The sequence below is a fragment of the Collinsella sp. LCP19S3_B6 genome (assembly GCF_052121815.1).
GTDB lineage: Bacteria > Actinomycetota > Coriobacteriia > Coriobacteriales > Coriobacteriaceae > Collinsella.
This window is the reverse complement of the sequence record NZ_JBQKDN010000009.1, coordinates 83,120-90,345: the sequence shown is the minus strand read 5'-3', so window position 1 is coordinate 90,345 and position 7,226 is coordinate 83,120. Positions and strand designations below refer to the sequence as shown.

Sequence of the window (7,226 nt, the reverse complement as noted above, 5' to 3'; positions counted from 1 at the left end):
ACGAGGCGAAGGCAGGTTAAACTGAAGGGGCTGACCCCGGAGGAGTTCCGGAACCAGCCCCTTGCGGCGTAGTTCTTATTTAAGCCGTCCAAGTTTTGGGGTGCAGTTCATCCTGCGCCCCCGTTCTCGGGTGTTATTCGTTCCCTGCGGCAGAATCTACGCAGCATCGTCGAACTGCGAGTTGTACAGGTCGGCGTAGAAGCCGCCTTGGGCGAGCAGCTCGTCGTGCGTGCCCTTCTCGACGATGTCGCCGTCGCGAATTACCAAGATCACGTCGGCGTTGCGGATCGTGGACAGGCGGTGTGCGATAACAAAGCTGGTACGGCCCTGCATCAGCGCATCCGTGGCGCGCTGAATAAGCTCCTCGGTGCGGGTATCGACGTTGGATGTCGCCTCGTCCAAAATCAGCGCCGGGCGGTCGGCTAAAATGGCGCGGGCAATGGTCACGAGCTGGCGTTGGCCCTGCGAAAGGTTGGTGCCTTCCTCGTTGATCATAAAGTTGTAACCGCCGGCGAGCGTATGGATAAAGTGGTCGCAGCGTGCAGCGCGTGCAGCGGCCTCGACCTCGGCATCGCTTGCATCGGGGCGTCCGTAGCGGATGTTCTCGCGGATGGTGCCGTTAAACAGCCACGTATCCTGCAGCACCATGGCAAACTCGCCGCGCAGTGCCGCGCGGTCCCAATCGCGTACGTCGACGCCATCGACGCGCAGCGAGCCGCCGTCCACGTCGTAGAAGCGCTGTAGCAGCTTAATGAGCGTGGTCTTGCCCGCGCCGGTGGGACCGACGATGGCGATGGTCTGGCCGGGCTGTGCCTCGCAGCTAAAGTCGTGGATGATGGTCTTGTCGGGCGTGTAGCCAAACTTGACGTGGTCAAACTCCACATGGCCAGGGCGCTTTTCGGGAATCTGCGCGTCGGCCTTCTGCTCCTCCTCGGGCGCGGCCAGGAACTCAAAGACGCGCTCGGTGGCAGCGGCCATAGACTGCATCGTGTTGCTCACGTTGCCCAGCTGCTGCACGGGTTGCGTAAAGTTGCGAACGTACTGGATAAAGCTCTGGATGTCGCCGGGCGTGGCATTGCCGGTCAGCGCGAGCTGTGCGCCCACCACGACGACGCCCACGTAGCCCATGTTGCCCACCAAGCTCATAAGCGGCATCATCAGGCCCGACAGGAACTGCGAGCGCCAGCCACTAATAAAGAGGCGGTCGTTTTGACGGTCGAACTCTTCGATTGAGGCCTCGGCGCGGTCGAACACCTGAATGACGCTCTGGCCGGCAAAGTCCTCCTCGATAATGCCGTTGACGGTGCCCAGGACCTGCTGCTGCTCGCGGAAGTACGGCTGCGAGAAATGAATCATCACGGTCAGGATAATCGCGGCGGCCGGCAGTGTGAGCACGGTGACGCCGGTAAGCGGCAGGCTGATCGACAGCATCATGACGAGCACGCCGATAATCTGCGTCACCGACGTGATGAGCTGCGTCACGCTCTGGTTGAGCGACTGACCCAGCGTATCGACGTCGTTGGTGATGCGGCTGAGCACATCGCCCTTGCTGTGTCCGTTAAAGTAGCTCATCGGCACGACAGCGATCTTGGCGGCGATCTCCTTGCGCATGCGGTAGCAAATCTTTTGCGTGACGCCGGTCATGAGCCAGCCCTGGATGAGGCTGCAAACAGAGCTTGCCAGATACAGGCAGAGCAAAAAGCCGAGCGTCTTGGCGATCCAGGCAAAGTCGACATCGCCGGTACCGTTGACCTTGGCGACCAGGCCTTCGAACAGCTTGGTCGTAACCTGGCCGAGCACCTTGGGTCCCACAATGTTAAAGACGACCGAGCACACGGCAAAGGCGACGGCGGCAAGCACGGCAACCTTGTGTTGACCGATATAGCCGAGCAACTGCCGCATGGCGCCCTTAAAGTCCTTGGCCTTCTCGCCGCGGCCCATGCCACCCATGCGGCCCATGGGACCGCGCTGGCGGGTGGGCTTGGGAATCTGAGTCTTGGTCTCGTCTGCCATTAGTGCTCGCCTCCCTCCATAACGGCTGCAATTACTTCTTGAGTGAGCCCCAGCTCCTCGGCGGAAAGCTGCGACTGTGCGATCTCCAGGTACGCCGGGCAGCTGTGCAGCAGCTCCTCGTGCGTACCAGTGCCCACCACGTGACCGTCGTCGAGCACGATGATCTGGTCGGCGTGCATGATGGTCGCGATGCGCTGGGCTACGACAACGAGCGCGGCGTCGGTAACGTTTTTGGCAAGCTCTTCGCGCAGGCGCGCGTCGGTCTTGTAGTCGAGGGCGCTAAACGAGTCATCGAACACCAGGACCTCGGGCTTTTTTGCCAACGCGCGGGCGATGGCCAGACGCTGGCGCTGACCGCCCGAGACATTGGAGCCGCCCTGGCTGATGGGGGAGTCGTAGCCGCCCTCGCGCTCGGCGATAAAGTCCTCGGCTTGGGCGATGCGCGCGGCCTCGTGCATGTTCTCGTCGCTTACCATGTCGCCGGCAAACTTAAGGTTGCTCTCCACGGTGCCCGAGAACAGACGCCCCTGCTGCGGGATGTAACCAATGCGGCGGCGAAGCTCGGAAAGGGTCATATCGCGCACGTCGATGCCGTCGAGTGAAATGCTGCCGCCCGTGACGTCGTATAAGCGCGGAATCAGCTGTACGAGCGTGGACTTGCCCGAGCCCGTGGAACCAATGATGCCGAGCATCTGACCGGCATGCGTGGTGAAGTTCACGCCGCTCATGACGTCGGCGCGGGCATCGGGATACTGGAAGCTCACGTCGCGGAAGGTGAGCTCACCGCGCGGTGCGCTGGCCGCGGGCAGTTTGGGCGAGGCGGGGTCGTTGATGCTCGTGGGGCAGGTGATGACCTCTTCCACGCGCTCGGCTGCGACCTCGGCGCGGGGCAGGATGACCGAAACCATGGTGAGGATCATAAACGCCATGACGATCTGCATGGTGTAGGAGATAAACGCCATCATGTTGCCGACCTGCATCACGCCATCGGACACGCCCTGCGCGCCAAACCAGACGATAAGCACGGTGATGCAGTTCATGACGAGCATCATGAGCGGCATCATAAAGCTCATGGCACGATTGGTGTAGAGCTGCGTGGTCATTAGGTCGAGCGAAGCCTTGTCAAAACGCTCGAGCTCATGCTCCTCGCGGTTGAACGAGCGGATGGGCATAAGGCCGTCGAGCAGCTCGCGGGCGGTGAGGTTCACGCGGTCCACAAAGCTCTGCATCTTTTTGAACTTGGGCATGGTGAGGCCCATAAGCACGCCGACGACGGCCGAGACCGCGATGATGGCCACGGCGATGGTCCACTCCAGGCCGGTGTGGTTGGCCAGGACGCGCATGACGGCGACGATGCCCATGACGGGGGCCATCAGGCACATGCGGATAAACAGGGTTGCGGCCATCTGAATCTGCTGAATGTCGTTGGTGCAGCGGGTGATGAGCGAGGCCTGGCTAAACTTGCCCACCTCGGCCGGCGAGAAGTGCATAACCTTGTTGAAGGTCTCGCGGCGCAGGTCGCGTGCGATGGAACAGGCGGTGCGCGAGGCCACGGCGCCGGTCAGGATGGTGGCGATGAGCGAGATCAGGCACAGACCAAACATCGTGGTTGCCATGCGGCCCAGATAGGCGTTCTGCACGTCGGCGGGGTCGATGCCCTGCGCCTTGTACTCGTCTTGTACATAGCTCACGGCGCGTTGGGTCACGATGGAACCCGACATGGAGCCCATTTTGTCCGCCATATCGTTGGCACCCTCGACGAGCTTGCCCTGGTCGATTAGGCCGCCTTCAACGCCTAGGCGCAGGCTCTTCATGGTGATCTTACCGCCGTCGGTGTCAATTTGCTTTTGCATGTTCTGCGCTGCCGCGGCCTTCTGCTGCGTCTCGGCGAGCTGCTCGGGCGTCATTGCCGCCATCTGCTCGGGGGTGGGCATGGCCTGGGCGGCGTTGTTGTTATTCTCGCTGGACGAACCCATCATGTCATCCATGGAGTTGGCGTCAATGCCCTGGTTGAACGAAAGGACGACGGTCTCGGGCAGGCTCACGATGTCGGCAATCTTGCCGCCGTCGGCGCGCTCCTCCTCGGTGCCCTTGTACGTTCGAATGCCGTTATTATCCGCCTTGCTAAACACGGCCTCCACAGCTTTGGCGTCCTTATCGCTCATAAAGAGTTCGAGGTCGTCGAGCGATTCGGTGCGAATGGTGTCAGGTACGGGCGAGGCGATACCGCCTTGCTGCACGCCCACGTCGACGATGTCGCTCATATACGTAGGCAGCGCCAGATCGGCGTTGCAGCTGATTACGATAAGTACGATAGCTGCGAACAGTGCCAGGACATGCTTTTTAAAGAGCTTGAGAATCCTCACTCGGCATCTCTCCTTTCTTGATTTCGGTCGATAATTTCGTTGGCACGCCTAAGAAGGCGCACCATCTCTTGGGTATCTGTTTCGCCGAGCTGCTCGAGGAAGGCCGCGGTGCGGTCCTCGAATTCCCGATGCTTGATTTCGAGATCATGGAATCCCTTGTCGGTCACCGTGACGTGTACGCGACGACGGTCGGTCTTTGAGTGCTCGCGCTCGACCCAGCCTTTGGCTTCGAGAGCGCGCAGGATATTGGCGATGCGGGCGCTCGAGACCCAGGCACGATCGGCGAGTTCGCTTGGCGTGAGCGAACCGCCAGCGAGCATGAGGGCGCGCATGACGGCCATCTCGCCACTGAGGGCTTTGTCCGCAAAGCGCGAAATGCGCTGATGCATGCTGCCGAACTCGGTAAGGAGCTGACGCCCAAGTTCACGGAAATCGGTATCTTTCACCGAAAACCCCTAACACTAGAAACTATTTCCGGTGAAAGATGATACCTCCCGCTCAACCATCCTATTCGGTAGATTTCTGGACATGTCCCAAAAATCTACTTGGCCACTAGGCAATATAAAGAGCGCATAAAGACTTAAAATAATACAATTGCTGAAGCGTTTTAAAGAACTATCATGCCCGCGGTTAGGCGAGGGGTTGTCACCACCATGACGACTGGGACTCATTTATCGCCATGTGCGATGCTCCAACTTCCCGCAAGGAGACACCTGAATCAAGGGGGTTGGAGTCATGGCATTTGACTTCACGGGTAAAACCGCGATCGTTACCGGTGGCACTCAGGGCATTGGCCTCGAGATTGCCAAGGGTATCGTTGCGGGCGGCGGACACGTCGCGCTCATCGCAAGGAACGCTGCCAAGGGCGAGGCGGCTGTGGCCGAGCTTGGCGAGGGCAACAAGTTCTATCAGCTCGATGTCGCCGATGCGCCCAAGGCGCGCGAGACCGTCGAGCAGATTTTTACGGACCTGCCGCAAACCAACATCCTGATCAACTGCGCCGGTGTCATCAGCACCAAGAAGTTTGACGAGATCGACGACACCGAGTGGCGTCGCACCATCGACATCAACCTCAACGGCACCTTTACCATGATGAATGCCGTGTACCCGCACTTTAAGGCGGCACATGCCGGCACTATCGTCAACGTGAGCTCCGTTGCTGGCAAGATCGGCGGCGGCCTGCTCGGCACCGCGGCCTACGCGAGCTCCAAGGCCGGTGTCAACGGCCTTACCAAGGCGGTCGCCAAGGAGGGCGGTAAGTTCGGCATCCGCTGCAACGCTGTGTGCCCGTCGCTCACGCTTACCGACATGACGTCGATCCTTTCTGACGAGAACTCTCAGCGCATCATCAACGGTATTCCTCTGGGTCGCGCCGCCCAGGCCAGCGAGCCTGCGCAGATGGTGCTGTTCTTCGCTTCCGACCTCGCCAGCTTCGTGAACGGCGAGATCGGTGACTGCGACGGCGGCATCGTCCTGGACGGGTAATACCCCGCGGTAATCGTTTGGCGGCGACCCTGGCGACTCGGGGTTGTCGCCTTCTTTCTGACATAGGCGCGTGCGGCTACGATTCGCATGCATCCAAAGGAGATATATATGAGTGAATCGACTGCGGTGGAGGCGCCGGCTGCAAAGGAGCCGTTCTTTAAGATGTCCTCCATCCCGGGCGCCAATATTTTGGTGCCGCTTTTGCTGGGCTGCTTGCTCAACACGCTATTCCCCGACCTGTTCAAAACGCTCGGCAGCTTTACGCTTGGCATGACCCAGCAGGGTGCAAGCCCGCTCGTGGGCGCTTTTTTGCTCATCGTCGGTACGACGATTTCGTTTAAAAGTGCTCCTGCCGCCGCTGCACGCGGCGCCATCATCATCGCTGTCAAGCAGATCGTGGTCGTTGCCGTGTCGCTGCTCATCCTTTATGTATTCAACGACAACCTGTTTGGCATCTCTGCCATGGTGATGCTGGCGGCTTGCACCGGCGCCAACAACGCTATGTACGCTGGTCTGATGGGCACCATGGGCAACGAGGCCGAACGTGGCGCCGTCGCCATCACCACACTCGTTGTCGGCCCTCCGGTCACAATGATCGTGCTCGGCGCTGCTGGCCAGGCTCCGATCGGCTGGTCGCTCGTGGGCGCCATCCTGCCGATCGTCGTCGGCATTATTCTGGGTAACCTCTTCCCGAGCTTTAAGAAGATGATGGCTCCGGCACTTTCCGCCATCATCGTGCTCGTCTTCTTTGCCATGGGCTCGACCATGACCTTTGGCCAGCTCATCAACGGCGGTCTTCCCGGCATCCTGCTCGGCGTGATCTGCTCGGTGGTCTTTGCAATTCCCGTCATCGCGGTCGATAAGTTCACGGGCGGTACGGGTGTCGCAGGTGCGGCCATTTCGAGCTGCGCCGGAGCCAATGTGGCCACGCCTGCCGCCATGGCGAGTGTCAACGAGGCCATGTACGGTGGCGCCGTGCTCGCGACGGCTACGGCGCAGGTTGCAGCGTGCGCCATCGTGACGGCCATTTTGACCCCGCTGGTCACCAGCTGGTGCTACAAGCATTTTGAGGGCCAGGGTCACGGCGACAGCAAAAAGGCCGCGGCCGACAGGGTCACCGCAGCCGCTTAATGCCAAGCGGCAATCAAAGCTAAATAACTAGCCACGCCACAGGGCGGCCCCGGGGGAAATCCCGTGGCCGCCCTGCAGTTTCTGTGGGTCTCTGGGACACTTTACCCTGCTAAAGCTGGCATAACAGCTAGAGTGAACGTCGTACAAAGGCAAGGAAAAATACCAAACAAATCGGTGAACGGTAGTTGTTCGCGCTCGCATTTCCTGCGGATTTGTTAAAAACGCCCTAAT

Annotated in this window: 6 protein-coding genes; 3 read left to right on the top strand and 3 right to left on the bottom strand. The window is 60.2% G+C overall.

Going from position 1 to position 7,226, the window contains the following annotated elements; genetic code table 11:
• Window positions 1-72, top strand: a 72-nt coding sequence (locus tag ACTQWD_RS04940; RefSeq protein ID WP_441038702.1) for an IS3 family transposase, incomplete at its 5' end; no start/stop codon positions are given.
• Between the two features lie 84 nt (window positions 73-156).
• Here ACTQWD_RS04940 and ACTQWD_RS04935 read toward each other — a convergent pair.
• The 3 genes from ACTQWD_RS04935 to ACTQWD_RS04925 are packed head-to-tail and all read right to left on the bottom strand — an operon-like array spanning window position 157 to window position 4,825.
• Window positions 157-2,013: an ABC transporter ATP-binding protein gene (locus tag ACTQWD_RS04935; protein ID WP_441559407.1), complete on the bottom strand. Its 1,857-nt coding sequence runs from the start codon at window positions 2,011-2,013 to the stop codon at window positions 157-159.
• The gene (locus ACTQWD_RS04930; protein ID WP_441559406.1) at window positions 2,013-4,379 is read right to left on the bottom strand and encodes an ABC transporter ATP-binding protein; all 2,367 of its coding nucleotides are present in this window, start codon (window positions 4,377-4,379) and stop codon (window positions 2,013-2,015) included. Before ACTQWD_RS04930 ends, ACTQWD_RS04935 begins: the two co-directional genes overlap by 1 nt.
• Window positions 4,376-4,825: a MarR family winged helix-turn-helix transcriptional regulator gene (locus tag ACTQWD_RS04925; RefSeq protein ID WP_154514934.1), complete on the bottom strand. Its 450-nt coding sequence runs from the start codon at window positions 4,823-4,825 to the stop codon at window positions 4,376-4,378. Before ACTQWD_RS04925 ends, ACTQWD_RS04930 begins: the two co-directional genes overlap by 4 nt.
• Window positions 4,826-5,114: 289 nt before the next feature.
• Here ACTQWD_RS04925 and ACTQWD_RS04920 point away from each other — a divergent pair, with 289 nt between their 5' ends.
• Entirely contained in the window at window positions 5,115-5,864 is a 750-nt protein-coding gene (locus ACTQWD_RS04920) for an SDR family NAD(P)-dependent oxidoreductase (protein ID WP_427728112.1), read from the top strand.
• 108 nt (window positions 5,865-5,972) lie between these two features.
• Complete coding sequence (locus tag ACTQWD_RS04915) at window positions 5,973-6,995, top strand: 2-keto-3-deoxygluconate permease (RefSeq protein WP_441040829.1); 1,023 nt, start codon at window positions 5,973-5,975, stop codon at window positions 6,993-6,995.
• Window positions 6,996-7,226 lie beyond the last annotated feature (231 nt).

Bases quoted from the DNA above. Each gene is read 5' to 3' on its own strand.
- ACTQWD_RS04920 (WP_427728112.1), top strand. From the start codon at position 5,115: ATGGCATTTGACTTCACGGGTAAAACCGCGATCGTTACCGGTGGCACT.
- ACTQWD_RS04935 (WP_441559407.1), bottom strand. From the start codon at position 2,013: ATGGCAGACGAGACCAAGACTCAGATTCCCAAGCCCACCCGCCAGCGC.
- ACTQWD_RS04915 (WP_441040829.1), top strand. From the start codon at position 5,973: ATGAGTGAATCGACTGCGGTGGAGGCGCCGGCTGCAAAGGAGCCGTTC.